General features: G+C 64.3%; 23 protein-coding genes and 1 pseudogene. 15 read left to right on the forward strand and 9 right to left on the reverse strand.

Annotated features, from left to right (window positions below; genetic code table 11):
• The first annotated feature begins 425 nt into the window (after positions 1–425).
• The 4 genes from LQT98_RS07475 to LQT98_RS07485 all read left to right on the forward strand — a co-directional run bounded on the left by LQT98_RS07475 (position 426) and on the right by LQT98_RS07485 (position 4104).
• On the forward strand, positions 426–2138 hold the full coding sequence (locus LQT98_RS07475; protein WP_048408639.1) for a ribonucleoside triphosphate reductase: 1713 nt from the start codon (positions 426–428) through the stop codon (positions 2136–2138).
• Positions 2139–2157: 19 nt separating this feature from the next.
• Positions 2158–2337: an anaerobic ribonucleoside-triphosphate reductase gene (nrdD, locus tag LQT98_RS24030; protein WP_269325966.1), complete on the forward strand. Its 180-nt coding sequence runs from the start codon at positions 2158–2160 to the stop codon at positions 2335–2337.
• Complete coding sequence (locus tag LQT98_RS07480; protein WP_231461730.1) at positions 2318–3025, forward strand: anaerobic ribonucleoside-triphosphate reductase activating protein; 708 nt, start codon at positions 2318–2320, stop codon at positions 3023–3025. Before nrdD ends, LQT98_RS07480 begins: the two co-directional genes overlap by 20 nt.
• 278 nt (positions 3026–3303) lie before the next feature.
• Complete coding sequence (locus tag LQT98_RS07485; RefSeq protein WP_082150892.1) at positions 3304–4104, forward strand: helix-turn-helix transcriptional regulator; 801 nt, start codon at positions 3304–3306, stop codon at positions 4102–4104.
• Between the two features lie 157 nt (positions 4105–4261).
• Here the strand turns inward: LQT98_RS07485 and LQT98_RS07490 are convergent, their stop codons facing one another.
• Positions 4262–4933 carry an acyl-homoserine-lactone synthase gene (locus tag LQT98_RS07490; RefSeq protein ID WP_048408635.1) on the reverse strand — a complete coding sequence of 224 codons (672 nt, stop codon included), beginning with the start codon at positions 4931–4933 and terminating at the stop codon, positions 4262–4264.
• A 412-nt stretch (positions 4934–5345) separates the two neighbouring features.
• On the opposite strand from LQT98_RS07490, the gene LQT98_RS07495 reads away from it, so the two are divergent.
• Positions 5346–6527 carry an NAD(P)H-dependent flavin oxidoreductase gene (locus LQT98_RS07495; RefSeq protein WP_231461732.1) on the forward strand — a complete coding sequence of 394 codons (1182 nt, stop codon included), beginning with the start codon at positions 5346–5348 and terminating at the stop codon, positions 6525–6527.
• Positions 6528–6619: 92 nt separating this feature from the next.
• Here LQT98_RS07495 and LQT98_RS07500 read toward each other — a convergent pair whose 3' ends face one another.
• The 4 genes and pseudogenes from LQT98_RS07500 to LQT98_RS07510 all read right to left on the reverse strand — a co-directional run.
• The gene (locus LQT98_RS07500; protein ID WP_231461734.1) at positions 6620–7414 is read right to left on the reverse strand and encodes a MetQ/NlpA family ABC transporter substrate-binding protein; all 795 of its coding nucleotides are present in this window, start codon (positions 7412–7414) and stop codon (positions 6620–6622) included.
• A gap of 218 nt (positions 7415–7632) precedes the next feature.
• Entirely contained in the window at positions 7633–8310 is a 678-nt protein-coding gene (locus tag LQT98_RS07505; RefSeq protein WP_231461735.1) for a methionine ABC transporter permease, read from the reverse strand.
• Positions 8310–8612 (reverse strand): NIL domain-containing protein, encoded by a 303-nt coding sequence (locus LQT98_RS24260; protein ID WP_456237131.1) that lies wholly within the window; start codon positions 8610–8612, stop codon positions 8310–8312. The genes LQT98_RS07505 and LQT98_RS24260 overlap by 1 nt, the downstream gene beginning before the upstream one ends.
• Positions 8589–9320: pseudogene (locus tag LQT98_RS07510) on the reverse strand (methionine ABC transporter ATP-binding protein); the annotation flags it as partial. The pseudogene LQT98_RS07510 and the gene LQT98_RS24260, both read right to left, overlap by 24 nt.
• Before the next feature lie 217 nt (positions 9321–9537).
• On the opposite strand from LQT98_RS07510, the gene LQT98_RS07515 reads away from it, so the two are divergent.
• Together LQT98_RS07515 and LQT98_RS07520 are read left to right on the forward strand one after the other, a co-directional pair.
• On the forward strand, positions 9538–10893 hold the full coding sequence (locus LQT98_RS07515; protein WP_231461737.1) for an aldehyde dehydrogenase family protein: 1356 nt from the start codon (positions 9538–9540) through the stop codon (positions 10891–10893).
• 50 nt (positions 10894–10943) lie between these two features.
• Positions 10944–11834, forward strand: a complete 891-nt coding sequence (locus tag LQT98_RS07520; protein WP_231461738.1) for a helix-turn-helix domain-containing protein — start codon at positions 10944–10946, stop codon at positions 11832–11834.
• A 141-nt stretch (positions 11835–11975) separates the two neighbouring features.
• Here LQT98_RS07520 and LQT98_RS07525 read toward each other — a convergent pair whose 3' ends face one another.
• Positions 11976–14297 (reverse strand): type I restriction-modification system subunit M, encoded by a 2322-nt coding sequence (locus LQT98_RS07525; RefSeq protein ID WP_231461739.1) that lies wholly within the window; start codon positions 14295–14297, stop codon positions 11976–11978.
• A gap of 180 nt (positions 14298–14477) precedes the next feature.
• On the opposite strand from LQT98_RS07525, the gene LQT98_RS07530 reads away from it, so the two are divergent.
• Together LQT98_RS07530 and LQT98_RS07535 are read left to right on the forward strand one after the other, a co-directional pair.
• On the forward strand, positions 14478–16118 hold the full coding sequence (locus tag LQT98_RS07530) for a methyl-accepting chemotaxis protein (protein ID WP_231461741.1): 1641 nt from the start codon (positions 14478–14480) through the stop codon (positions 16116–16118).
• Positions 16119–16588: 470 nt separating this feature from the next.
• Complete coding sequence (locus LQT98_RS07535) at positions 16589–18226, forward strand: APC family permease (protein ID WP_231461743.1); 1638 nt, start codon at positions 16589–16591, stop codon at positions 18224–18226.
• 18 nt (positions 18227–18244) lie between these two features.
• Here LQT98_RS07535 and cynR read toward each other — a convergent pair whose 3' ends face one another.
• Positions 18245–19171 (reverse strand): transcriptional regulator CynR, encoded by a 927-nt coding sequence (gene cynR, locus LQT98_RS07540; protein WP_231461745.1) that lies wholly within the window; start codon positions 19169–19171, stop codon positions 18245–18247.
• A gap of 109 nt (positions 19172–19280) precedes the next feature.
• On the opposite strand from cynR, the gene LQT98_RS07545 reads away from it, so the two are divergent.
• The 5 genes from LQT98_RS07545 (at position 19281) to LQT98_RS07565 (ending at position 24585) form a co-directional block, all read left to right on the forward strand.
• Positions 19281–19916, forward strand: coding sequence for a carbonic anhydrase (locus LQT98_RS07545; RefSeq protein WP_048408696.1), 636 nt, complete (start codon positions 19281–19283; stop codon positions 19914–19916).
• A gap of 39 nt (positions 19917–19955) precedes the next feature.
• Entirely contained in the window at positions 19956–20426 is a 471-nt protein-coding gene (gene cynS, locus LQT98_RS07550; protein ID WP_231461746.1) for a cyanase, read from the forward strand.
• Positions 20427–20811: 385 nt separating this feature from the next.
• On the forward strand, positions 20812–22371 hold the full coding sequence (locus LQT98_RS07555) for an OPT/YSL family transporter (protein ID WP_231461747.1): 1560 nt from the start codon (positions 20812–20814) through the stop codon (positions 22369–22371).
• Between the two features lie 11 nt (positions 22372–22382).
• Positions 22383–23360, forward strand: a complete 978-nt coding sequence (locus LQT98_RS07560; protein ID WP_231461748.1) for a DUF1177 domain-containing protein — start codon at positions 22383–22385, stop codon at positions 23358–23360.
• Positions 23361–23469: 109 nt separating this feature from the next.
• The gene (locus tag LQT98_RS07565; RefSeq protein WP_231461749.1) at positions 23470–24585 is read left to right on the forward strand and encodes a GGDEF domain-containing protein; all 1116 of its coding nucleotides are present in this window, start codon (positions 23470–23472) and stop codon (positions 24583–24585) included.
• 212 nt (positions 24586–24797) lie between these two features.
• Here LQT98_RS07565 and tpx read toward each other — a convergent pair whose 3' ends face one another.
• On the reverse strand, positions 24798–25295 hold the full coding sequence (gene tpx, locus LQT98_RS07570) for a thiol peroxidase (RefSeq protein WP_048408624.1): 498 nt from the start codon (positions 25293–25295) through the stop codon (positions 24798–24800).
• Between the two features lie 248 nt (positions 25296–25543).
• Between tpx and LQT98_RS07575 the strand changes: the two genes are divergently transcribed.
• Positions 25544–26092 carry a cupin domain-containing protein gene (locus tag LQT98_RS07575; protein WP_048408694.1) on the forward strand — a complete coding sequence of 183 codons (549 nt, stop codon included), beginning with the start codon at positions 25544–25546 and terminating at the stop codon, positions 26090–26092.
• A gap of 428 nt (positions 26093–26520) precedes the next feature.
• Here the strand turns inward: LQT98_RS07575 and LQT98_RS07580 are convergent.
• Positions 26521–26781: transposase (locus tag LQT98_RS07580; protein WP_231461750.1), on the reverse strand; the 261-nt coding region annotated here is incomplete at its 5' end.

Below are 26781 nucleotides of genomic sequence, written 5' to 3' on the forward strand. Positions count from 1 at the left end.
CCCGCTGCACCGCCCGCGTAGCGCGTTTTGTCATATTATTTTTACTACATAGTTGAAAATACATTGCACTATTTTCTATGCAATCCAAGTATGCACCCGATTCAGTCCGAATGCCATGAGTTTGTTGCAACAGACTCAATGAAACCGCATCAAGTTGGCAACAATATGCCGATGACGCGTCACAGAGCTTTCCTGCGCGCTTGAACGCCAGCCCCCAGATCGCCTCCCGCCGCCAGCCACGCCTCGCGACCAAGCACCAGCATCTCCAGCCGGAAAAACACAATATCTATGCAAGACAAAATGCCCAACCACTATTACTAGTTGCCCGACGCTTGATCCGCATCAAGTTATCGCCATCTGCGCGACACAAGCGACAAAACACTATTTATAGTGGAACCCATTCGGAACCATCACTATATATAGCAATGAATACTGCTTCCGCGCCTACTGCTCCGGTCGATGCCATCGCCGCGATCGATGAATATCTGGACCGCGCCGATTGGCGAGTCAATGCCAACGCCAATCAGGGCTATAGTCTGGGCGGCCTGATCCTGAACATCGCCGGCAAGCTCACCGCCAATTACTGGCTGGAGCGGGTGCTGGCGCCGGAAGTCGCGCTCGCCCACCGCCAGGGCGATCTGCACATCCACGACCTGGACATGCTGTCCGGTTACTGCGCCGGCTGGTCGCTACGCACCCTGTTGCAAAACGGCTTCAACGGCATTCCCGGCAAGGTGGAATCCGCCGCGCCGCGCCACCTGTCCTCGGCCTGCGGCCAGATCGTCAACTTCCTCGGCACCCTGCAAAACGAATGGGCCGGCGCGCAGGCCTTCAGCTCCTTCGACACCTATCTGGCCCCCTTCGTCAAAAAAGACGGTCTGAGCTATGAGGCGGTGCGCCAGTGCGTCCAGGAACTGATCTACAACCTCAATGTGCCCAGCCGCTGGGGCACTCAGACGCCGTTCACCAATCTGACCTTCGACTGGACCTGCCCGGACGATGTCGCCGAGCAGATCCCGGTGATAGGCGGCGAGGAAATGCCGTTCCGCTACGGCGATTGCGCGCGCGAAATGGCGATGATCAACCGCGCCTACATCGAAGTGATGCTGGCCGGCGACGCCAAGGGCCGCGCCTTCACCTTCCCGATTCCCACTTACAACATCACCCGCGATTTCGACTGGCACGGCGAGAACACCGATCTCTTGTTCGAAATGACCGCCAAATACGGCCTGCCCTATTTCCAGAACTTCGTGAATTCGGACCTGGAGCCGCAAATGGTGCGCAGTATGTGCTGCCGGCTGCAGCTGGACTTGCGCGAATTGCTCAAGCGCGGCAACGGCCTGTTCGGCAGCGCCGAGCAGACCGGCTCGGTCGGCGTCATCACCCTCAATTGCGCGCGCCTGGGCCATCGCTTCGCCGGTGACTACCCAGCGCTGATCGCCGAAACCGACCGCCTGCTGGAACTGTCGCGCGACGCGCTGGAGAAAAAACGCGCCGAAGTGCAGGCGCGCATCGACGATGGCCTCTATCCCTATACCCGCCATTTCCTCGGCTCGCTGCGCAATCACTTCAGCACCATAGGCGTCAACGGCATCAATGAAATGATCCGCAACTTCAGCGCCGACCGCATCGACATCGCCAGCGACGAAGGCCACCAACTGGCCTGCGATTATCTGGACCACATTCGCCAGCGCATGGTCGAATTCCAGGAAAGCACCGGCCACCTGTACAACCTGGAAGCCACCCCGGCGGAGGGCACCACCTACCGCTTCGCCAAGGAAGACCGCAAGCGCTACCCCGGCATTCTGCAGGCCGGCAGCGACGCCCATCCGTATTACACCAACTCCAGCCAATTGCCGGTGGGCTTCACCGACGATCCGTTCGAAGCGCTGCAACGCCAGGAGAAACTGCAGCGCAAATACACCGGCGGCACCGTGCTGCATCTCTATATGACCGAGGCGATCAGCAGCGCCCAGGCCTGCCGCGAGCTGGTGCGGCGCGCGCTGTCCAATTTCCGCCTGCCCTATATCACGGTGACGCCGACCTTCTCGATCTGCCCCAAGCACGGCTATCTATCCGGCCATCACGAATTCTGCCCGCGCTGCGACGCCGAACAACTGGCTCGCCAGCAAGCCTGACCTCAAGAAAGGAAACCGCATGACGCCTCCCCTCCGCATCCCCGACCAAGACGCCGCCCCGCTCCGCGACGAACAACGCACCCGCTGCGAAGTGTGGACCCGGGTCATGGGCTACCACCGCCCGGTGCAATCCTTCAATATCGGCAAGCGCGGCGAGTTCGATGAACGGGTCTGCTTCAGTGAAACCGCCGGCAACTGACGCCGCCTCGGCCCGCATCGGCGGGCTGACGCCGTTCTCCAGCTGCGACTGGCCCGGCAAGCTGTGCGCGGTGGTATTCCTGTCCGGCTGCCCATGGCGCTGCGGCTATTGCCACAACCCGCACCTGCTGCGGCGCGGCAACGGCGAAACGCGCTGGCCGGACATTCTGCGCTGGCTGCAAAGCCGGGTCGGCCTGCTCGATGGCGTGGTGTTCTCCGGCGGCGAGCCGCTGCAGGAACCGGCGCTGCCGGCGCTGCTGGAGCAAACGCGGGCACTGGGCTTCGCCACCGGCCTGCACTCCGGCGGCGCCTATCCGCAACGCTTGCAACAGGCGCTGCAGCTGCTGGACTGGGTTGGGCTGGACATCAAGACCGGCTTCGACGCCTACCCGGCGCTGACCGGCCTGCCGCGCAGCGGCGAGCAAGCGCGGCAATCGCTGCAGCTGCTGTTGCAAAACAACAGTCAATTCGAGTGCCGCAGCACCATACATCCGCGCTGGCACGACGAGGCGCAGCTCGCCGAACTGGCGCGCCGACTGGCGGCGCAGGGCGTGCGCGACTACCACTGGCAACAACTGCGTCCACCGCCGTCCTCGGCGCTGGCCGCCACGCCTCCCGGCTGGCCGGCGCCGGCCCTGTTAGAAGAAATCGCGCCGTTGTTCCAGCATTTCAGCTACCGGGAACACTGACAGAAGGTTCAGTACCCCAGCCCTCATCACGCGCCGCCCGCGCGGCGCCCCGCTCCTCCCTCCCGATTCGACTGGGCCGAATAGCATCAAATAAGCCATTGATCAATATAATTATTTCCACTTACGGATTTTTGGACAGGCAATTTGTTATAATGTCGGCGACGAATGCAACAGCCGCTGTTCTTAGCACCAGAACAAGGAGTTAGCGCTTCCCATGCCTTTTGCATGTGGGCTACTATCCAGCAGCGTAAAACCACAAGATCAAGAAAGATTTGCTCATGGTCATCTCAAATTCCGCGATAGCACGGCCGCTGCCCAGCGGTTTGTCTGCGAGTCAGCAATGGACATTGCTGGAATGGATTCACCTTGCCGGACAAATCGAAACCGAAGCCGAGCTCAGGGCTTTCCTTGACCTCATCATCAGCCATGCGCCTTCCGAGCACATCGTCCTGGCCTTGGGACGTGTCAATCAGCAACAGCAGATCCAGCGCCTGGAACGCGTGCTGAACGTCAGCTATCCGGTCGAATGGACCGAGCAGTACATGAAGGAAAACTACTCGCAGTGCGATCCGATTCTGCGCATCCACCTGGGGCAGGGTCCGGTGGCGTGGAATGAGCGCTTCAGCCGCGCCAAGGGCAAGGACGAGAAGAAATTCATCGCGGAAGCTTCGTCGGTGGGCCTGGGTGACGGCCTGAGCTTCAGCGCGGTGTCGCAACGCAACAATCTGGGCTGCATCTTCTCGCTCAGCGGCAGCGAAACCGCCCATGACAGCAATCTGGTGGCCATGCTGGATTGTCTGACGCCCCATCTGCACCAAGCCGCGGTGCGCGTGGCCAATCTGCCGCCGGCCACTCCCAGCTCCATGCCGCTGTCGCAGCGCGAATACGACATTTTCCACTGGATGAGCCGCGGCAAGACCAATTGGGAAATCGCCACCATTCTGGACATCAGCGAACGCACGGTGAAATTCCACGTCGCCAACGTCATCCGCAAGCTGAACGCCAATAACCGCACTCACGCCATCGTGCTTGGCATGCATTTGCTGCCGCCACCCGGCCTGGTCGTCACCGGCCCTTAGCCCCCGTTCCAACTTTGGATTTACAGGCTAAAGCCTGTTCAAAGGCTGCCATGCGCCATGGAATGTTGCTTGCTGAGCACAGGAACGCGCATTGCCACCGGCCTTGCCTCGCCCTTGATTCGCTGGGCTTTGAACAGGCTGTCGCCTTGTTTTTCAATCAGAACGGCATCGAGGCCGCGGCATGCCGCGTTTCAAACTCGTACCAGGCGCGGGAGCGCTCCGGCGGCGCCTTGATGCCCTTGCGCAAGCCCAGGATGAACTCCGGCTCCGCCTGCGGCCAATCGACATAGCCCGCCATCGACAGCACTCCGCCATCCAGATGCATGGGCACGCCCACCGGCACCACCGGGAAGCCCATGCGCACGATATGCCGGTAGAACACCGGCTCCACCACGAAGTACATCCGCTTGACCCCGCGCAGCAGCGACCACTCCAACAGGCTCAAATACAACAGCCGTCCGGCCTCCCGCATCCGTTGCGGCGAAGCGCGCTTGTCGACGGCGAAGCGGGTGATTTCTGCCGCGCTCTCGCCCTTGCTGATGCTCTCGCCGGGAGCCAGCAAACGAGAAAACTCTCTCTCTATCATGAAAGGCCGCGTGCCATGAGTCAGCCGCACCGAGCCCAACACGCCCTGCGTATCCCTTACCGCCAAATTGTCGGAAAAACCGTCATACTCGTCGCGGTCCAGGCCATCCACGCTAGGCGCCACCCAGTTCAGTTGCTCACGGAAAACAAGATGGCGAAATTTCAATAAATCGATCTCCCAGTTGGTTCCATTCACTCGATCGACCAACATATCGCCTAGTCCGATGGGGAAAAAATGCGCCATTACTCTCTCCTAGTCCGTTTTTCTTGCGGTGGGAGCACTGTAAGTGCTGGTTTCCACAGCGAAATCTGACCAAATGGACAGGAAATGGAGTTCTATGCCGTGCTAGTGCCTTGGCAAAAAAACCTTTTGGCCGCGCACACAAAAAAGCCACTGCAACCCTTTTTCAATCAAAAATACATTCAATTGTCATTTGTTGATTTCTGAAATTTCTTACTGTAAGAATATCCTTACTGAAATCAAAAGCTTGCACTACCTCATATCATTCTCATGGCAAAACAAGTCCTTGAGTGGATGATCTTTTTTCGTAAATAGAAAGAATCCAGTCCTTATTTATTGCTCTAGAGCAAAGACTCTTAAGCCACCGGCGCTTAGCATCGAGCTGTTTTTTCACCCACCGCGGCAACGTTGCTAAATGACCACAAATCTCTCCCGCTATTCCCCGCTCCTGATAGGCGGCCGCGCGCTGCTCCCCATCGTGCAAGGCGGCATGGGCATAGGCGTCTCCGCCAAGAGCCTGGCCGGCCATGTCGCCCGCGCTGGCGCGCTGGGCACGGTGGCCAGCGTCGATCTGCGCCATCTGCACGCCGACCTGGTCGAGCAATCGCAATACGCCGCCGGCCAGGCGGAACTGGACCGGCTCAATCTGATCGCGCTGGATCGCGAGATCCGCGGCGCGCTGGCCAATGCCCAAGGCCAGGGCATGGTGGCGGTCAATGTGATGAAGGCGGTGGCCTCCTACCCGGACTATGTGCGCCAGGCCTGCGCATCCGGCGCCGATGCGGTGGTGATGGGCGCCGGCCTACCGCTGGACCTGCCCGAGCTGACCGCCGACTTCCCCAGGGTGGCGCTGATCCCCATCCTGTCCGAGGCACGCGGCATCGGCATCGTGCTCAAGCGCTGGATGAAAAAAGGCCGGCTGCCGGACGCCATCGTCATCGAGCATCCCAAGCACGCCGGCGGCCACCTGGGCGCGGCCAGCATAGGCGAGCTCGACGCCGAGCGCTTCAGCTTCCAGAAGGTGCTGGATGAAACCCGCCAGCTGTTCAAGAGCCTGCAGCTGGAGAGCGAGCGCATCCCGCTGATCGTCGCCGGCGGCATCAACAGTTTCGAGAAGATGAAGACCTGCATCCAGGACTTCGGCGCGTCGGCGGTGCAGATCGGCACCGCCTTCGCCGTTACCCGCGAGGGCGATGCCCACGATAACTTCAAGCGCACGCTGGCCGAGGCCAAGCCGCAGGACATCGCCGAATTCATGAGCGTGGCCGGCCTGCCGGCGCGCGGCGTGCTGACCCCCTTCCTGAAGAGCTATCTGAAACGCGAAGCCAAGCTGCAGGCCAATGCCAAGGCCGACCCGGCGCGCTGCACCCAGAGCCTGAACTGTCTGAGCGCCTGCGGCCTGCGCGACGGCGTGGCCAAGATGGGCCAGTTCTGCATCGACCTCAAGCTGGCCGCCGCCTTCCGCGGCGAAGTGAGCAAGGGCCTGTTCTTCCGCGGCGCCGATCCGCTGCCCTTCGGCGACGCGATGCGCAGCGTCAGCGAAACCATCCGCTATTTCCTGACCGGCGAAAAACCGGCCGATCTCGCGGCAGGCTGAGCCAGCGCTGAACACGCCAACATGAAAAAGCCCCGCATGGCGGGGCTTTTTCGTTCCAACCCGGACAGCCGGGCGGATCTTCATCCTGCCGCTCAGAACGCCGGGATCACCGCGCCCTGGTACTTGCTCTCGATGAACTTGCGCGCTTCCGGGCTGGCCAGCGCGGCGGCCAGTTTCTTCACGCCGGCGCTGTCCTTGTTGTCGGCGCGCGCCACCAGCAGATTGGCGTACGGCGAGGTGGTTTCGATGAACAACGCGTCGCGCTTGGGATTGAGCTTGGCTTCCAGCGCGTAGTTGGCGTTGATCAGCGCCAGATCCACCTGCGGCAGCACGCGCGGCAGCGTTGCGGCTTCCAGTTCCTTGATCTTCACCTGCTTGGCGTTGGCCGCGATGTCCTTCACCGTCGGATACAGATTTGTGCGGTCCTTCAGCTTGATCACGCCGCCCTGGTCCAGCAGCAGCAAGGCGCGGCCGGCATTGGTCGGATCGTTGGGAATGGCCACGGTCGCGCCCTTGGGCAGGTCCGCCACTTTCTTGAACTTGCTGGAGTAGGCGCCGAACGGCTCGATATGCACCGGCTTGCTGGCCACCACCAGCTTGGTGCCGCGGTCCTTGTTGAACTTGTCCAGGTAGGGAATGTGCTGGAAGAAATTGGCGTCCAGACGCTTCTCGGACACTTGCAGATTGGGCTGCACGTAGTCGTTGAACACCTTCACCTCCAGCTTGACCCCTTGCTTGGCCAGGGTAGGCTTCAAGGCTTCCAGGATTTCCGCGTGCGGCACCGGCGACGCGGCCACGGTGACGGTCACCGGCTCGGCGGCCAGCGCTTGCGCGCCCCACAGCGCGGTCACGGCGGTAAAGGCGAAGCGAGCGATATTCTTTTTCATGATGCGATTTCCTCTATTCAACACAATGTTGGGTTCAAATCTCTTGGGTTTTCGATGCGGCTGCAGCGCCGGGCGCTCAGAGCCAACTCACGATCTCGCGAGCTAAGGCGAGACAAGGCGTTGCGGCTGAGAAAGCGGAATGTACACACGGTACATGAGCATTTCGAAGACAGTTTCAATGCCGTATCGCCGACGCGCAGCAGATCGTGAACAGGTTCTCAGCCGCGTTGACAGCGCAGCACCAGCCGATCGCCAAAGCTCTGGATCACTTGCACCAGCACCAGCAGCAACAGCACCGTCACCACCATGACCTCGGTCTGGAAGCGCTGGTAGCCGTAGCGCACCGCCAGGTCGCCCAGCCCGCCGCCGCCGATGACGCCGGACATCGCGGTATAAGACACCAGCGCCACCGTGGTCACCGTCGCCGCGCCCACCAGGCCGGGCAAGGCCTCCGGCAGCAACACATGGCGCACAATCTGCCACAGGCTGGCGCCCATGGACTGGCTGGCCTCGATCACGCCGCGGTCCACCTCGCGCAGCACGTTTTCCACCAGCCGCGCGAAGAAGGGCGAGGCGCCGGCGACCAGCGGCGGAATCGCGCCGGCCACGCCTATCGAGGTGCCCACCAGCTTCACCGTCAGCGGGATCATCACGATCAGCAGAATCACGAAAGGCAGGGAGCGGAACACATTGATCAGAAAGGACAGCACCGCGTACAAACGCGGCCGCGCCCGCAACTGACCCGGTGACGTCACGTACAGCAGCACGCCCAGCGGCAGGCCGAACACCACGGTGAACAATAGCGACGCGCCCAGCATGGTCAGGGTGTCCAGCGTGGCCAGGCCTATCTCCGGCCAGTCCATGCTCAATAATTGCGCCCAATCGAAACCATCCATCACAGCACCTCGCAACGCACGCCCTGGCGGGCGAATAATTCCGGCAAGCTCTCCAGCGGAGCTTGCGACTCGATCACGCCGGCCACCAATTGGCCGAACGGCGTGCCCTTGATCTCGGACAGCGTGCCGCTGACCAGATTGAAGCGGGCGCCCGCCTGCTTGCCCACCACGTCCAGCACCGGCTGCAGGGTGGGCGCGCCGACGAAGGTCAGCTTGATCAGCGGCGCGCCCACGCGCTGCTGCCAGGTCTGACGCGCCTCCTCTTGATACAGCCCGGTTTCCGCCAGCAGGCCGCGGGTCACTTCATGACGCGGATGCAGGAAGACCTCCAGCACCGGCCCCTGCTCCACCACGCGGCCGTGATCCAGCACCGCCACCTGGTCGCACAGCTGGCGGATCACCCGCATCTCATGGGTGATCAGCACAATGGTCAGCCCCAGCTGGCGATTGATGTCGGCCAGCAGGGTCAGGATGGAATCCGTGGTTTCCGGGTCCAGCGCCGAGGTCGCCTCATCGCACAGCAACAGTTCGGGATGATTGGCCAGCGCGCGGGCGATGCCTACGCGCTGCTTCTGGCCGCCGGACAATTGCGCCGGATATTTGTCGCGGTGGCCGGCCAGGCCCACCAGCGCCAACAGTTCTTCCACTCGGGCATCCATCTGGGCCGCGCTGACGCCGCCGGCCAATTCCAGCGGGAAGCGCACATTGGCGGCCACGGTGCGCGACTTCAACAGATTGAAATGCTGGAACACCATGCCGATGCGCTGGCGGCGCAGCTGCAGCTGCCGGCTGTCCAGCGCGGTCAGCTCGGTATCGCCCAGGCGCACCGCGCCGCGGTCCGGCCGCTCCAGCAGGTTCAGGCAGCGCACCAGGGTGCTCTTGCCGGCGCCGGAACGGCCGATGATGCCGAACACCTCGCCCTTGGCCACTTTCAGGCTGACATCGTCCAGGGCCAGCACTTCGCGTCCATCCACGCGGTAATGTTTGTATAAGTTTTCTATCGCAATCATGTCTTGCCTCTGATCTCGCCGTCCGTCCACGCCACTGCCTGGCGATTGCGATCCAGTCTATAAGCAAGTCACATAAAACCTAAAGAACTATGAATTTGCCCATTTATTCAAATTAGAAATATAACGAGCAAATCGCCGCGGATTTGACCCTATCCATCCCAGCCGCCGGGGATTTTTGCTACATTGCTCTTTTGCCCGAATACCGATACAGCACGTCATGACCGCCTTTACCAGCTGCAACCCCGCCACAGGAGAAGTCGTCTACACCCGCGCCGCCTGGCCGGAATCCCAATTGCCCGTCGCGCTCGCGCAGTTGCGCGCGGCCCAGCGCCGCTGGCGCGCGCAAAGCGTGGCCGAGCGCGCCGCGCAATTGCTGCGCGTCGCCGATCAATTGCAGGCCCACCGCGAGGAACTGGCCGGCCTGGTCACGCTGGAAGTGGGCAAGCGCACCGCGGAATGCCTGGCCGAGATCGATAAGTCCGCGCAATTGATCCGCTATTACGCGCAGCTGGCGCCGGAACTGCTGGCCTCGCTGGAGATTCCCACCCAGGCCAGCCGCAGCGGCGTGGCCTTCGAAGCCCTGGGCACGGTGCTGGCGGTGATGCCGTGGAACTACCCGATCTGGCAGGTGCTGCGTTTCGCGGTGCCGGCGCTGATGGCCGGCAATGCCTGCCTGGTCAAACCGGCGCCGTCGGTGCCGCAATCCACTCAGCGTCTGCTGGAACTGGCGCGCGCCGCCGGCCTGGAGACGCTGGAAGTGGCCTGGATAGACCATGACCAGGTGGAAGAAGCCATCCGCCAGTGCGACGCTGTTGCCTTCACCGGCTCCACTCAGACCGGGCGCGCCATCGCGGCGCTGGCCGGCCGCCATCTGAAGAAAACCGTGCTGGAACTGGGCGGTAGCAATCCCTTCATCGTGCTGGCCGACGCCGATATCGCCGCCGCCGCGCAGGACGCCGCCAACTCCCGTTTCCGCGACGCCGGCCAAAGCTGCAACGCTGCCAAGCGCATGATTCTGGTGCCGGAGATCGCCGACGCCTTCATCGCCGCCTTCTGCGCCGAGGCCGCCAAGCTGCGCGCCGGCGATCCGCGCCACCCGGCCACCACCTTGTCGCCGCTGACCCGCGCCGATCTGCGCGAGGCCTTGCACGCCCAGGTGCTGGACGCCGCCGCCCACGGCGCCGAGCTGCGCCTGGGCGGCCAGATGCCGGTCACGCCCGGCTTCTTCTACCCGGCCACGGTGCTGGACCGGGTCAATCCGGACTGCCGCGTCTACCACGAGGAAGTATTCGGCCCGGTGGCCAGCATCTTGCGCGCGCGCGACGAGGCCGACGCGCTGCGCCTGGCCAACGACACCCCGTTCGGCCTGGGCGCCAGCATCTACAGCGCGGACAAGGAACGCGCTTGGGCGCTGGCGCGCCAGATCGAGGCCGGCAGCGTGTTCATCAATCGCCACACCAGCTCGGACCTGCGCCTGCCTTTCGGCGGCGTCAAATCCTCGGGCTATGGCCGCGAGCTGTCCGAGTTCGGCTTGTACGAGTTCGTCAACGTCAAGACCTACTGGCAGAAGTAGTCCCGCGCGCAGCGCACGCGGAATGTTCAGTCGTCCGCCATGTCTTTATCATGACGAACATGATGAACCGCTTGCTCTTGCCTCCTCCGCCGGCGCTGGCCCCCTTGCTGCGCTATCTGCACCTGCAGCTGGACAGCGCAGGCGAAATCCAACTGCCGGCCACGCCGTGGCCGCATATCGGCGTGCTGCTGGCCGGCCGCAGTCAGACCGTGATCGACGGCCTGATGGTGGCCACTTCGCCGCGCGCCTTCGTCAGCGGCCCCATCACCCGGCCGATCACCCTGCGCGTCGCGCCGGGCACTCGCTTCATCAGCGCGCTGCTGCGGGTGGGACAACTGCCGCGGCTGCTGCCGCTGGACTGTTGGCGCTTGAGTGATCAGGTCTGGCCACTGGAAGAATTGATAGGCGGGGATGAGGAGGCCAAGCTGTGCGACAGCCTGCAAGCCTGCGCCCAGCCGCAGGACTTGGCCGATGTCTTCGGCCGCTGGCTGCTCAAGCTGGCGGCGGAGCGGGAATTGCGCCAGCCGCGCGCGCTGCGGCTGCCGGTGGCGCGCCTGTTCCAGCAGGACGCCGCCACGCTGGCCGCCGACTGCGGCCTGAGCCTGCGCCAGTTCGAGCGCCGCTTCCTGGCCAGCTACGGCCTGCCGCTGCGCGACGCTCGCCGCCTGCTGCGCTTCGTCAATATGCTGGGGCTACTGATTTGCCGGCCGCAGGCCGGCGGCAAGCTGGCGGCGCTGGCGCAGGACTGCGGCTACTTCGACCAGGCGCACATGGCGCGCGATTTCCGAGCGCTGTCCGGCTTCACGCCGAGCGAGATGCTGCGCCGGGTGCACGGCGCCGACGACGCCGCGCTCAGCCTGCTGCAATACAGCCCGGCCGAACGCAGCCTGGTGCTGGGGCCGGACAATAGCGATGTGCAATTGCTGGACCTGCTGCCCTGAGCGCCTGTGCAAAGTCTCGAGCTAGAGCGAGACAAGGCGAAAACAGCTGAGGAAGCGGAATGTACCCGCGGTACATGGGCATTTCGACGCGGTACTCATCGTGTCACGTTTCACGACGCGCAGCGGATCGTGAACAGGTGCTTACTCCCGCTCCGGCAGCCGCGCGCGCAGTGTCTCGCAATGCGCCTGCCAGTCCAGCAGCCGGCGCTGCAACAGCGCCAGCGCCTGATCCTGGCTCTCCCACTCGGTCACCAGCTTGCGCTGCTCGCTGAGCGGCGGCAACGGCACCCAGGCCTCGGCCAGCGCGGAGAAATCCAGACACGCCTCCTCCACCGCCGCGCCCAGGCGCTCCAGGCAGAAACGCCACCATTCGGATTGACGATAGCAATCGAAGAAGGCCGGCAACAACAGTGTCTCGTCCAGCACAAAGCCTTGTTGACCATCGGCGGCGAGCAAGGCCAGCTCCTTCTCGTTGCGCGCCAGCCCACCCTGGTACAAACGCGCCGGATCAAAGGCGAAAGCCTGCGGCGGCACGCTCAGCCCCTGGCCGCTGCCGGCCTGGCGCCAGCCGTCGGCGACGGGCTGGCACAACTCGCCCGATGCCGTCTCCGCCAGCGGCGTCGCCAGCTCGCCGAGTTTGCGCAGCTCCCAATTGCCGGGAATCACGCCCAGCGGGCTGGGCTTGAACGACTGGTGCGGGCTCCATTTGCCCATGCGCCGCGTGCCATAGCCGCGGTTGAGCAAGGCCTGGATCCGGCTAGGCCGCAGCTTGCGGCTGGCCGCGTACTGGCTGGACAGCAGTTCCAGCTTCTCCTCGGCCAGGCTCAGGCAGCCTTCCAGCTCGCCCGCCTCCACTTGCCAGCCCTGCTCGGTCAAGAACGCGGCCAGGCGCAGGTCCAGCGCCTGCTCCTGTTCCTGCAAGCCGGTCAGCTCGGTGGCCAGCGCCTCGGCATCCACCACCTCGGCGGTTTCGTCCGGAGCGAAATAACGCTGCAGATTAAGATTGCCGCGATGCCCCTGTTTGACCTCGCGCAAGCCCACCACCCGCAGATAATCCGGCTCCTCCCGCTCATCCTCCACCGCCGCGCGGTAGGCGCGGAGAATGTGCTCCACATCCTCGGGCCGCAGCGCGTTCTGCGCGCGTCCGCGCGCGAAGGCCTTGCTGGCGTCGATCAATATCACCTTGTTGCGCAGCGGCGCCGGCTTGTTCTTGTTCAACACCACCACGCAGGTGGGCATGCCGGAGCCGTAGAACAGCGCCGGCGGCAGGCCTATCACCGCCTCGATGCGGTCGCCGGACTGGCCGTGGCTGCCGAACAGCAGGGCATTGCGGATGCGGCCCTCGTCGCCGTCGCGGAACAGCACGTCGTGCGGCATCACCAGCGCGGCGCGGCCATCCTCCTTCAGCGTGGCCAGCACATGCTGGACAAAGGCGTAATCGCCGAAGCTGCGCGGCGGAATGCCGTAACCGAAGCGCTTGTGCTCGTCGACCAGCTTCTTGTAATTGGGCTCGGCCGGGCGTTTGCGGCGGCGCTTCTTGCCATCGGCCGGCGGAGCCTCCGCCACCTCGGCCTCTAGCGGCGTCCACCAGTTCTTCACCGTGAACGGCAGTTGCGCCACGGCGCGGTCGAAACGCGGCAGCAGGCCCTCCGGCGACAAATGCCCGGGCGCCACCAGGGTGTCGCCCAGTTCCAGCTTCATTTCCACGCCGTGGAAATACGCGCACAGCTTGGCCATGGCCCAGGTGGCCGGCAGTTTTTCCTGGCCGAAGATATCCAGGTCCACCCTACCGTCCGCCCGTTTTCCGCCGGGCCGGCCGGCCATCATCCGCCATGCGTCGAACAGCGTGCCGGCCGCGCCGCAGCTGGGATCGTACAGGCTGTGTCCCGCTTGCAGCTCCACCAATTCCAGCAGCAGCCGGCTCACCGGCGCCGGCGTGGAAAACGCGCCGCCGCGCTTGCCGGACTCCACCGCGTAGCGGCGCACCAGCCCCTCGCAGACCTCGCCCAAGCGGGACGGGTCTTCCAGGTCGGCATTGCCCAGCTTCAAGGCGCCGATATGGTTCATCAGCGGATGCAGCACCTCGTCGCTCAAGCGCTTGTGTCCCTGGTATTGCACCACGCTGAGCACGCCGGCCAGCGCCGGCCGGTGTTCCTCCAGCGCTACCACCGCCTTGTCCAGCGCCTCGCCTATGCCCTTCTTGCGCTCCTGCAGGCCGGGCCAGCGCGCCGTCTGCGGATAGATTCCGTATTGTTCCTGCACCACGCCGTCGGCGCGCTTGCGGCTCATGCCCTCGGCCGCCACCAATGCCTGCACCCGCTCCACGAACACATCGTGGCAGCGCTTGAGCACAAACAGGCCGAACACATGATTCTTGTAGTCGTAGAGATCCACCTGCTCGCGCAGCAGCTCCGTGGACGCCCACAAGTCTTGTTCCAACTGGTCCGGGGATAGCAAAGTCATAAGGCAACAACCAAGAAAAATGACAAACCCGGCTATTTTAGCCGCATCGCCGCCGGGCGTCGGCAGAGAATGGTCGCGCGGCAATGCTTCATGACAGGACAATTCATATTCATGTCATTCTTTCGTCATTAGGCGCGCCTAGACTGCGGCTCTCCCGCATCACACACGCACGACATCATCATGACTTTGGCCAAACGTCTGTGGCTGACCATACTCTTCACCCTCGCCAGCCTGGCGTTGGCCCTGGTCCTCACCGGGCAGCAACTGCTGGACCTGACCCAGGCGGTGGAACGCCATAGCGCGCGCCAGCAACTGAGCGCCAATCTATACCAGCTGAAAGCCAGCGTGCTGCAGCTATCGCGGCTGGACCCGCTGCTGCCGGACAGCCCGGCGTTGCTGCGGCAGACCAGCCAGACCGTGGCACAGCTGAGCCAGGACATCGCCGCCGGCCTGCCGGCCGCCGAGGCGCAAGCCTTCCGACTATCGGTCACCCCGCTGTGGAGCGCTTACCAGCGCAATCTGAACAGCGCGCTGACCATAGCCGAAACCGCGCCGCAAGACGCGCTGGCCATCCCGGAACAAGCCTGGCAGCAGCACCTGCAGCCGCTGGCGGCGCAGCTGGATCGCCTGCAGCGGCAGGAGCAGCAGCGGCTGCGCCAGGAGAGCGCGCAACTGCGGGACACGCTGGGCCGGCTGGCCTGGCTGACGCTGGGACCGCTGGGCCTGGCCAGCCTGGTGGTGGTGGCGATGCAGCTGGCGCTGGCGCGCCGGCTGAAACGACAGCTGCAAGCGATGGCCGCCGCCGCCGACGCGCTGGGGGAAGGCAATCTGGCGATGCGGCTGCCGGCCCAGGGCCGCGACGAGCTGGCCGCCACCGCCAGCCGCCTGAACCTGTTCCTGGACAAGCTGAGCGAACTGCTGCGGCGCGTGGAGGGCGATGCCCGCCGCAGCGGCGGCGATTGCCAGCGCCTGCAGTTGCTGACCCTGCAAGTAGCCGACGCCAGCCGCCTGCAAAGCGCCAAGGCCAAGCTCAGCAATGAAGCCGCCCACGCGGTGGCCGACAGCGCCCAGAGCGTGGCCGGCCATCTGCAACAGGCCGACGTCCACACCCGCCAGGCGGCGGCGGACACCGAGAGCGCGCGCGAACTGGGCCAGCGCAACGCCGAGGCGATGCAGGCGCTGGCCGGCAATATGGAGCACGCCCAGGCGGAAATGCGTCAGCTCAAGCACAGCCTGGACGATATCGCCGGCGTCAGCGGCCTGATCCGCGATGTGGCCGAGCAGACCAATCTGCTGGCGCTCAACGCCGCGATCGAAGCCGCCCGCGCCGGCGAAAGCGGCCGCGGCTTCGCCGTGGTGGCCGACGAAGTGCGCAAATTGTCCGAGCGCACCCGCGCCGCCACCGGCAGCATCTTCGACGCGCTGGGCAAGGTGGAGGGCGCCACCGGCTCGCTGCATGCCGCGCTGGAACAGGCCGGCGACGCCTGCGCCGACAAGCTGGATTCGCAGCAGGCGCTGGACCAGGCGCTATTGCAAGTGGACGCCGGCCTCGGCCGGCTGAACCGGCTGATGGCCGATATCCGCGAACACAGCGCCGCCCAGGCCCGCGCCGGCGGCGACATCCGTCAGCATGGCCACGAGGTGGCCCACCTCGCCGCCGCCATCGATCAGCAGATGCAGCAAGCCGCGCCGGTGATGCAGCACCTGGCCGACGCGGCCCAGGATCTGAACCAGACCCTGAGCTGGTTCCGCATCGATGCGCCGCAACCCGCCGCGGCCGATCCTGCGCCGAGCTGGCGGCTGCAACAGCAGCCGGCCTGACGCGCCGCGCCGCCGGCAATTAGGCATAAAATTGCCGGAGGCGAAAATTTCGAGCATTTATTCCAGACAAAGACTTGCCATGCGCTCATGCGCGCAATGGTTTGCCCTTTTCATCGCCATTTTCAATCTTCTGTCATAAGCGAGAATACATTTCGTTACATACCGTAATGAAAAGCAAAGGTAGATTAGCCCCCTCTTATAAAAGAGCACATCAGACCGGGCCCACCCGGCACCCGGGACAAGCTCGCCGGCGCTCTCCGCGCCGACGCATCCAGCACGCCGTCATCCTCTATGCCATGCCTCCGCCCCGGACGGCCGGGCGAGCGCGTCGTGGCCGGAACTTGTCTCCATCGCTTGCCCGCCGTGTCCGGCGCTGACTCCACCGGGCCGTCGGGTTTTTAGAACCCGTCTTCGCCTTGCCGCGCGTTTGCGCGCGAGATCGCGAGCGGGCTCTTTGACAGGAGATACCTTTGACACAGCAACACTCGCGCCATATCGGCCCCATCGCCCTGATGCTGACCGGCCTGGGCTCCATCATCGGCTCCGGCTGGCTGTTCGGCGCCGCCCATGCCGCCCAGATCGCCGGCCCGGCCGCCATCGTCGCCTGGATAGTCGGCATGGTGATCATTCTTTCCATCGCCCTCAGCTACGCGGAACTGGGCGCCATGTTCCCGGAAAGCGGCGGCATGGTGCGCTACGCCCGCTACTCCCACGGCTCCTTGCTCGGCTTCATCGCCGGCTGGGCCAACTGGATCGCCATCGTCTCGGTGATCCCGATCGAAGCCGAAGCCTCGGTGCAATACATGAGCTCCTGGCCCTATGCCTGGGCGCAGCATTTGTATTCCCAGGGCGAACTGACCCCGCCCGGCCTGATGCTGGCCGCGCTGCTGGTCATCGTCTACTTCATGCTCAACTACTGGGGCGTCAAGCTGTTCGCCAAGGCCAATAGCGCCATCACCATCTTCAAGGTGATCGTGCCGGCGCTGACCGTGGGCGCGCTGATCTACAGCGGCTTCCACCCCGGCAATCTGGGCGGCGCCACGCCGGGCGGCTTCGCGCCGTTTGGCTGGGCCAGCGTGATGACCGCGGTGGCCACCAGCGGCATCGTGTTCAGCTTCAACGGCTTCCAAAGCCCGATCAACCTGGCCGGCGAGGCCCGCAATCCGGGCAAGAGCGTGCCCTTCGGCGTGGTCGGCTCCATCCTGCTGGCGGCGGTGATCTATGTGGCGCTGCAAGTGGCCTTCATCGGCGCGCTGTCGCCGGCGGACCTGGCCCACGGCTGGCAAGGCCTGAACTTCAGCTCGCCCTTCGCCCAGCTGGCGATGGCGCTGGGCCTGAACTGGCTGATGCTGCTGCTGTACTTCGACGCCTTCGTCAGCCCCAGCGGCACCGGCGCCACCTATATGGCCACCACCTCACGCATGATCTACGGCATGCAGCGCAACGGCACCATGCCGGAGATCTTCGGTCGCATCCACCCGCTCTACCACATCCCGCGCCCGGCGATGTGGTTCAACCTGGCGGTATCCTTTGTCTTCCTGTTCTTCTTCCGCGGCTGGGGCACGCTGGCGGCGGTGATCTCGGTAGCCACCGTGATTTCCTATCTGACCGGCCCGATCAGCGCCGCCGCGCTGCGCCGCTGCGCCGCCGATCTGCCGCGCCCCTTGCGCCTGGCCGGCCTCGGCGTGGTCGCGCCGTTCGCCTTCGTCTGCGCCTCGCTGGTGCTGTACTGGGCGCGCTGGCCGCTGACCGGCGAGATCATCTTCCTGATCGTGGCCGCGCTGCCGGTGTATTTCTGGTACCAGGCCCGCGCCGGCTGGCCCGAGTTCGGCCGCGAGCTGAAAGGCGCGCTGTGGATGGTGCTCTACCTGCCGACGATGGCGCTGCTGTCTTATATCGGCAGCCAGGACTTCGGCGGCATCGGCCTCTTGCCCTACGGACCGGACATGGCGGTGGTGGCCGCGGTAGCGCTGGCCTTCTACTACTGGGGCGTCAACAGCGGTTGGCGCACCCGTTACCTGGACGCCGAGCACGACGCCCGCGCCGTCGCCGACATGGAAGCCGCCGAGAACGCGCCGCGCGGCAAGCTGGCCGGCCAGCAAGCCTAAACCCCTGCCGGGAGCCGCTCAGCCGGCTCCCGCCGCGGGCGGTCTCGCGCCGCCCTCGGCTTCCATCTCCTCTCCCAAAGCATCCAGCACTGGCAGAAGCGCTCGCAAGGCGGCGCTGCGATACCCGCCCTTGCGCGTCAGAACCGCCGCGGTGCGCGCCGGCAACGGCGTTTGCAATCCCAGCGCTCCCAATTCCGGATGCCGCCGCGTGATCGCCCACGGCAGGATGGTGGCGCAATCACCGTGACGGACCATTTCCAACACCGCGCCTATGCTATTGGCTTGCGCCGCGATCCGCGGCTTCAGGCCCAAGTCTTGGAAATAGCGATCGATATGACCGCGGGTGGCGAAATCCGCGCTCAACAGCGCCCACGGCGTCTGCGCCAATGCCTCCGCGCCGAGCGCCTGCGTCCGCTGTCGCCACGGGTGGAGGCCGCCCACCACCACGGCCAGGGTTTCGCTGAATAGCGGGCGCGCGTCTATCTCCACCGAGCGCGCCTGATCGAAAGCGATTCCCACGTCGATCTCGTCCGCCAGCAAGGCCAGCTCGATCGCGTCCAGCGTCGCCTCGCGCACGCATAGTTCGATGCCGGGGTAGAGCCGGCGCAGCCGCGCCGCCAGCGGCCCCAGCAGATAACTGGCGAAGGTCGGCGTCATCGCCAGCCGCAGGCTGCCGCGCGACAGATCGCCGACGTCCCGGGTGGCGCGCTGCGCCGCCTCCAGTTCGCGCAGCGCGCGGCGCGCGTATTCCAGATAGGCGGCGCCGGCATCGGTGGGCCGCACCGTGCGTCCGCCGCGGTCCAGCAGCTGCGCGCCCACCATCTCTTCCAATTGCTTGATCTGCTGCGACAGCGTTGGTTGCGACACATGCAGCGCCTCGGCCGCCCGAGTGAAATTGCCGTGCTCGACCACGGCCTGCAGATAACGGATATGTCGGAGAATCATGCGCCCAAACTATAGGAAATAATTATGGATATCATTTTATATCGGTCTTGGACCCTATAGAGAAAAAGCCTCATCCTTGGCGCATCCCTTCCCCGCCAAGGAGCAAGCCATGCAAGCCCTCATCGACGGTTTTCTGAAATTCCAACAAGAAGCCTATCCCCAGCGTTCGGCGCTGTTCCGCCAATTGGCCGACAGCCAGGCCCCCGGCGCGCTGTTCATCACCTGCTCGGACAGCCGCGTGGTGCCGGAACTGCTGACCCAGCAAGAACCCGGCGCGCTGTTCGTGATCCGCAACGCCGGCAACATCGTTCCCTGCTACGGGCCGGAGCCGGGCGGCGTCACCGCCTCGGTGGAATACGCGGTGGCCGCGCTGGGCGTCGCCGACATCGTGGTCTGCGGCCATTCCGACTGCGGCGCGATGACGGCGATCGCCAATGGCTGCTGCCTGGACCATCTGCCAGCGGTGGCAGGCTGGCTACGCCACGCCGACTCCGCCAAAGTGGTGAACGCGGCGCGCCGGCACGACAACGCCCGCCAGCGGCTGGACGACATGGTCAGGGAAAACGTCATCGCCCAACTGGCCAATCTCAAAACCCACCCCTCGGTGGCGCTGGCGATGCGCCAGGGCCGGCTGACCCTGCACGGCTGGGTCTACGACATCGAAACCGGCGCCATCCTGGCGCTGGACCACGCCAGCCAGCGCTTCGTTTCCCTGGCGGATTTCCCGCTGACCCGCGCCGCCTGAAAGCGGCGCCTCCCGCAAACCACAAGAAAGGACCATCCCATGCAACAATCCAATATCAGCCAGGACCTCCGCGTCGAACTGACCGCCCGCGCCCTCGGCGCCAAGGCCTTGAAGGACCTGAGCTGGGAGCAGTTGGCCGCCGGCACCGGCCTCAGCCTGGCCTATGTCACCGCCGCCGTGCTGGGCCAACACGCGCTGCCCAAGCCCGCCGCGGAGCTGGTCTGCGAACGGCTGGGCCTGAACGCGGCCGACGCCCTGCAACTGCAGGCCATTCCGCTGCGCGGCAGCATACCCGGCGGCATTCCCACCGACCCCACCATTTACCGCTTCTATGAAATGATCCAGATCTATGGCACCACGCTGAAGGCCTTGGTGCATGAGAAGTTTGGCGACGGCATCATCAGCGCCATCAATTTCAAGCTGGACATCCGCAAAGTGGAAGACCCCGACGGCGGCGAACGCGCGGTAATCACCCTGGACGGCAAGTTCCTGCCCAATAAGCCCTACTAAGAACCTGTTTACGATCTGCTGCGCGTCGGCGATACGGCGTTGAAAACAGCTTCGAAATGCTCATGTACCACACGTACATTCCGCTTTCTCAGCTGTTTTCGCCTTGTCTCGCTCTAGCTCGCGAGATCGTAAACAGGTTCTTTAAGAAGCGCTCCCGGCTCTTTCCGGCATCAAGCCCACTCGGATAACCATTGGCATGCCCATCCGAATATCCGGCGAGGCGGGGCTTCCCCGCCTGTTGCCTGGCGGCGCATCTTGCGCCGCCATCTTTTTACCGCCGGCTGCCGCCGACCAAGGCCGCTTGACACCGCTGGCGCCGCCCAATTAGTTTGCAAGTTAATTTTCTCCAGCCCGCCGCGCCGCCAGTCCATCAGGGGGTCACGCCATGCAGAACGACAATCCGCTCAAGCACATCCCCACTCTGGCGATGCTGATCGCGCTGTCCATCGCCGGCGCCATCATCGGCATCCAGCTGCTGTGCACCCTGGGCATCACCCCGAGCACTTCCATCATCGGCGCGCTGCTGGCGATGCTGCTGTCCAGGCTGCCCTGGGCCGCATTCCGCCACTACCGCTCCATCCACACCCAGAACCTGGCGCAGACCGTGATTTCCTCCGCCACCTTCGGCGCCGCCAACAGCCTGCTGATGCCCATCGCCGTGCCCTGGGCCATGGGCATGCCCGAGCTGATCCTGCCGATGTTCTGCGGCGTGGCCGCGGCCATGCTGCTGGATGGCTACCTGCTCTACCGCCTGTTCGACACCCGGGTCTTTCCGGCCGGCAACGCCTGGCCGATAGGCGTGGCCACCGCGGAAGCGATCCAGGCCGGCGACCAGGGCGGCCGCAACGCCCGCCTGCTGTTGGCCGGCATTGCCGCCGGCATCGCTGGCGCCATGCTCAAAATCCCGATGGCGGCCTTTGGCACCGCCTTCATCGGCAATATCTGGGCGCTGAGCATGCTGGGCCTGGGCCTGCTGCTGCGCGCTTACGCCGAGCCGGTCGCCGGCATCGACCTCAACGCCCGCTATGTTCCGCACGGCGTGATGGTGGGCGCCGGCCTGGTCGCCCTGTTCCAAGTGGCGCGCGTGATCCGCGCCAAGCAGCCCGACGGCGGCCGCGCCGCTCGCCCGGACCGCGAAGTGCGCCACGCCTTGGGCCTGGGCGCGGCGGGCTATCTGCTGATCTCCATGCTGCTGGCGCTGGCCGGCGGCCTGTGGAGCGAAATGACGCTGCCCATGCTGCTGCTGTTCGTGCTCTACGCCGCGTTCGCCGCCTTCGCCCATGAGTTGATCGTGGGCATCGCCGCCATGCACTCCGGCTGGTTTCCGGCCTTCGCCGTGGCGCTGATCACCTTGATCGTCGGCATCCTGCTCGGCTTTCCTCCGCTGGCGCTCTGCCTGCTCACCGGCTTCACCGCCGCCACCGGACCGGCCTTCGCCGACATGGGCTTCGATCTGAAAACCGGCTTCATCCTGCGCGGCCACGGCCGGGACCTGGCGGCGGAGCTGCATGGGCGGCGCATTCAGATGTTCGCCGCCATCGGCGCCTTCCTCGTCGCCATTCCGGTGGTGTGGCTGGTCCATGCCAGCTACTTTGCCCAGGATCTGCTGCCGCCGGCGGCGCGGGTGTTCGCCAAGACCATAGCCGCCGGCAGCCAGGCCAACCTGGCCTACACCCTGGGGCTATGGGCCCTTCCCGGCGCCATCATCCAGCTAGTCGGCGGGCCCGGACGCCAGCTCGGCGTGCTGCTCGCCACCGGCCTGCTGATCAACAACGCCGGCGCCGGCTGGGCGCTGCTGCTCGGCATCGCTTTGCGCATCTATATCAGCCGCCGCTGGGGCGCCGCCAGCCGCCCACCGATGGAGGTGATCGCCGCCGGCTTTATCGCCGGCGACGCGCTCGCCAGCTTCTTCGCTTCCGTCGCCGCCACGCCCGGCAAACGTTAAGGACACACGCCATGAGCTTGCAACAAACCCTGCAGGTATTCGAACTGATGGATAGCGCCAAGGTGAGCGGCGCGGACATCGTCGAACTATTCGCCGCCGATCCCGGCATCCGTGCCGTCAGCCGCCGCGTTCAGGGCGTCAAGGGCGGCACCGACTTTGTCCGCATCGACATCCCCGGCGCCAACGGCAAGAGCGCCGGCGGCGCCGCGCCGACGCTGGCCATCATCGGCCGCCTGGGCGGCATCGGCGCCCGTCCCGACCGCATCGGCCTGGTTTCCGATGCCGACGGCGCCATCGCCGCCGTCGCCTGCGCGTTGAAACTGGCCCGGATGCAACGCAACGGCGACGCTTTGCCCGGCGACGTGATCGTCACCACTCACATCTGCCCCGACGCCCCCATCCTGCCGCGCCAGCCGGCGGATTTCATGGATGCGCCAGTGGACGACGCGACGATGAACCGCCACGAAGTGCCGGCGGAAGCGGACGCCGTGCTGTCGATCGACACCAGCAAGGGCAACCGCATTCTCAACCACAAGGGCTATGCGATTTCGCCCACCGTCAAGGAGGGTTACATCCTGCGCGTGGCGGAAGACCTGCTGCGCATCATGGAACAGAGCAGCGGCCGCGCGGCGGTCGCCTTCCCCATCACCACCCAGGACATCACGCCTTACGGCAACGGGGTCTACCATTTGAACAGCATTTTGCAGCCGGCCACCGCGACAAGCGCGCCGGTCGTCGGCGTCGCCATCTGCGCCGAAACCGTGGTGCCGGGCTGCTGCACCGGCGCCAGCCATGAAACCGATATCGCGCTGGCGGTGAAGTTTGCGCTGGAGGTGGCCAAGGCGTTCGGCCGCGGCAACTGCCGTTTCTACGACGCGGACGAGTATGCGCGCCTGCTCGAGCTATACGGCAGCCTGCGCCATCTGCAACTCAGGCAAGCATCGGAAACGGATGGCGTGGAAGGGACGATAATGCCGGCCACCAGTTAAAGCGCCGCCGCCCAAACCGGAACGAACACATGGCCAAAACCGCGCTGGCTTGACCGGTACCGGGCTTTGGCTATGCTGTGATAGTCCTCTCCCGTTTCCGGTTCCATGTGTGTCGCTGATCGTCGCTTCCCTCATTGTGGCCTGCATCGGCGTGATCACTTGGCAGCACTCGGTGCGCGCGGAATTATTACTGCCAAGAAAACGCTGGCTGCAAGCTTCCTTATTACTATCCGCCGGCATGCTGCTGGAAGGCGAGATATCCACCCAGCGCGACTGGCTCCTGGCGGTGGGCAGCGGTTTCAGCAATGCCGGCATCAGCTTGCAACTGACCATCATCGCCCGCTTGATCGGTTTGCGCCCGCCGCGCTGGCTATGGCTGGCGGTGGGCGTTTACTCGGCCATCGACAAATGGGTGCCCAATCCGCTGCTCAGCACCCTATTGGACGCGTTGGAAATTCCCTTGCTTTATCTGTGCGCCAGTTGGCTGTTCATGACGGCGGAACAGCGCATCTGCAATAACCGCTATAGCCTGACCGCCTTATTGTTCCTGCTCGGCGCCATGGTGTACGGCTGGCGGGACGGCCATGGCATTTACCAGCAATACCTGGGCTTTGGCTTCATTCCGCACCAGGAACTGCCGCTGCATGCCCTGGCCTTGACCCTGGCATCCGCAGCCCAGGTGTGTGGTTCCGTGGGTTTTCTCAACATCGTGCTGCAAAAGCAGAACAGCCGGCTCCAGGATGTCGCCAGCCTGGACCCGCTGACCTCGGCCGGCAACCGGCGCGCCTTGCAGCACTGGCTGGATCATCTCGACCCGTCGATGGAAATCGCCTGCGTGATCATGCTGGACATCGATCACTTCAAGGCCGTCAACGACCGCTATGGCCACTTGGCCGGCGACCAGGTGCTGCAGTCCTTGAGCCAAGAACTGCGCGGCCACATCCGCGATCAAGACCTGTTGATCCGCTATGGCGGGGAGGAATTCTGCCTGGTGCTGCCGAATATAGGCATCAGCAGCGGCGAGAGAATCATAGATCGGCTGCGGCGACAGTTCAGCCAGTTGCAGCCGCTGACGCAGCACCCCGAGGCGCGCTGCAGCTTTTCCGCCGGCATCCATCTGTGGCGCTGCCAGCAGCAGGACTTCGGCCAGGCCCAGCAATCGGCGGATCAGGCCTTGTACCAGGCGAAACAGGCCGGCCGCAATCAAGTGGTTCGCTCACGCTGAGTATCGGGCATGGCCACAAAAAAACCGCCGGGTTTCCCCGGCGGTCGTCGTGTGCAAGGCTGACGGCTTAGAGCCTGTTTACGATCTCGCGAGCTAGAGCGAGACAAGGCGTTGCGGCTGAGAAAGCGGAGTGTACACACGGTACATGGGCATTTCGAAGCGGTACTCACCGTGTCACGTCTCACGACGCGCAACAGATCGTCAACAGGTTCTTAGAGCACCGCCAGCGCGGCGTCGTAGTTCGGCTCCTCGCCAATCTCGGCCACCAGCTCGCTGTGCAGCACCTTGTTGTCCTTGTCCAGCACCACCACCGCGCGGGCGGTCAGGCCGGCCAGCGGGCCGGAGGCCAGCTTGACGCCGTAATCGGCGGCGAACTGCGGATTGCGGAAGGTGGACAGGGTCACCACATTGTCGATGCCTTCGGCGCCGCAGAAGCGCTTCTGCGCGAACGGCAGGTCGGCGGAGATGCACAGCACCACGGTGTCGGCCAGCTTGGCCGCGCGTTCGTTGAACTTGCGCACCGACATCGCGCAGGTCGGGGTGTCCACGCTAGGGAAAATGTTCAGCACCTTGTTCTTGCCGGCGTAGTTGTCCAGCTTGGTCTCGGCCAGGTCGGCGGAGGTCAGGGTCAAGGCCGGGGCTTGCTGGCCCTTGGCCGGCAGCGCGCCGGCCACTTCAACCGGATTGCCGCGCAGAGTCACTGTTGCCATGTGGAGAGTCCTCGATAGGTTCTTAAAGGGGAAAGACTCCGCTAGTGTGCGGCAGAATCGCCAAAATTCAACCCCGCACAAAGTAGGGCCAAGGCGACGCATCCTTATGAAAATGCCCGCCGCGCCATGGGAAAGCGCAAATCAGCCTGACGTCGCGGCAGCGGCATCAGTATACTGTGGCGCTATTCGAAAACTTGTCGAAAATACTGAGCAGAGGCCGGCAACGGCACGCCATCGAGGTGATAGGCATGGACATTGGATTACGCGTCAAACAAGTGCGCGAGCACTTCTCGCTGTCGCAGCGCGAGCTGGCGAAACGGGCCGGCATGGCCAACGCCACCATCTCGCTGATAGAGCAGAACCGGGTCAGCCCGTCCATCAGTTCGCTATTGAAGCTGATCCAGGGTTTCCCGATGACGCTGACCGAGTTTCTGACCTTTGGCGAACCGCCGCCCAGCGACCCTTACACCTTCCGCCGCGAACAGCAGCCGGACCTGGGCCGCGACGGCCTGAAGCTGCTGCTGATCGGCGCGTCCAATCCCAATCGTCAGATGCGCATGCTGCGCGAACTGTATTCGCCGGGCGCGGACACCGGCAAGGAAATGATCACCCACCCGGAAGGCGAGGAATGCGGCGTGGTGGTGCGCGGCAGCGTGGAGCTGACCGTGGACGGCCACATCAGCATCCTCTCCGCCGGCGACGGCTATTACTTCCCCAGCACCCTGCCGCACAAATTCCGCAATATCGGGCCGGACGAGGCCGAGATCATCAGCGCCAACACCCCGGCCAATTTCTAATAACGTGTTTACGATCTTTTTGTGTTGCGTAGATACGTAGGCAAGCTCGTATTCGACGTACCCCTGGGTCCCTTCAAGCCTGCCGTCGGGTGGCAGGCCCGAGGTTTTAGCTACGCAGAAACTTCGCTACGCGCGTTTTAAGCGGCGGCTTGTTCGAGCAGCGCGACGTTAGCGCGCCATCACTGAGCGAATCAGAGATTCGCACGTAGAGAGTTCAGCCGCGCCTCGGGCCTGACTGGGCCCGACGGGAAGCCGCAGGCCAGGCTTGCAGGGTGGCCTTTAGGGGTGGAGGGGATATTTGGCCAAGCAAATATCTCCTCCCTGCTTGCCGGGCGGAACCGGCCCTAAATCATCATCCGCGTAGCGGATTCAATGTATTGAACAATGGTCTCTCTCGGAAAGATCGTAAACAGGCTCTAAGAACCTGTTTACGATCTCCGGAGCAATAGAGCCAGGAAAGCCAAGTGGATGAACTGCAAGCTGGTATTCAGCTTCCGCTCGCAGTTCTTCCACAGCCTTCTGCTCTTTTCCAACCATGCGAAGCTGCGCTCAACAATCCATCGTTTGGGCATCACCTTGAACGTATGTAACTCGCTTCTCTTGGCAATCTGTACCGTCACATACCCGCCCAGAATCTCCCGCACTCCCTGCGCGAAGGGCTGGCCCATGTAGCCGCTGTCGCACAGCAG

The organism is Chromobacterium aquaticum (assembly GCF_021129195.1).
GTDB classification, from domain to species: domain Bacteria; phylum Pseudomonadota; class Gammaproteobacteria; order Burkholderiales; family Chromobacteriaceae; genus Chromobacterium; species Chromobacterium aquaticum.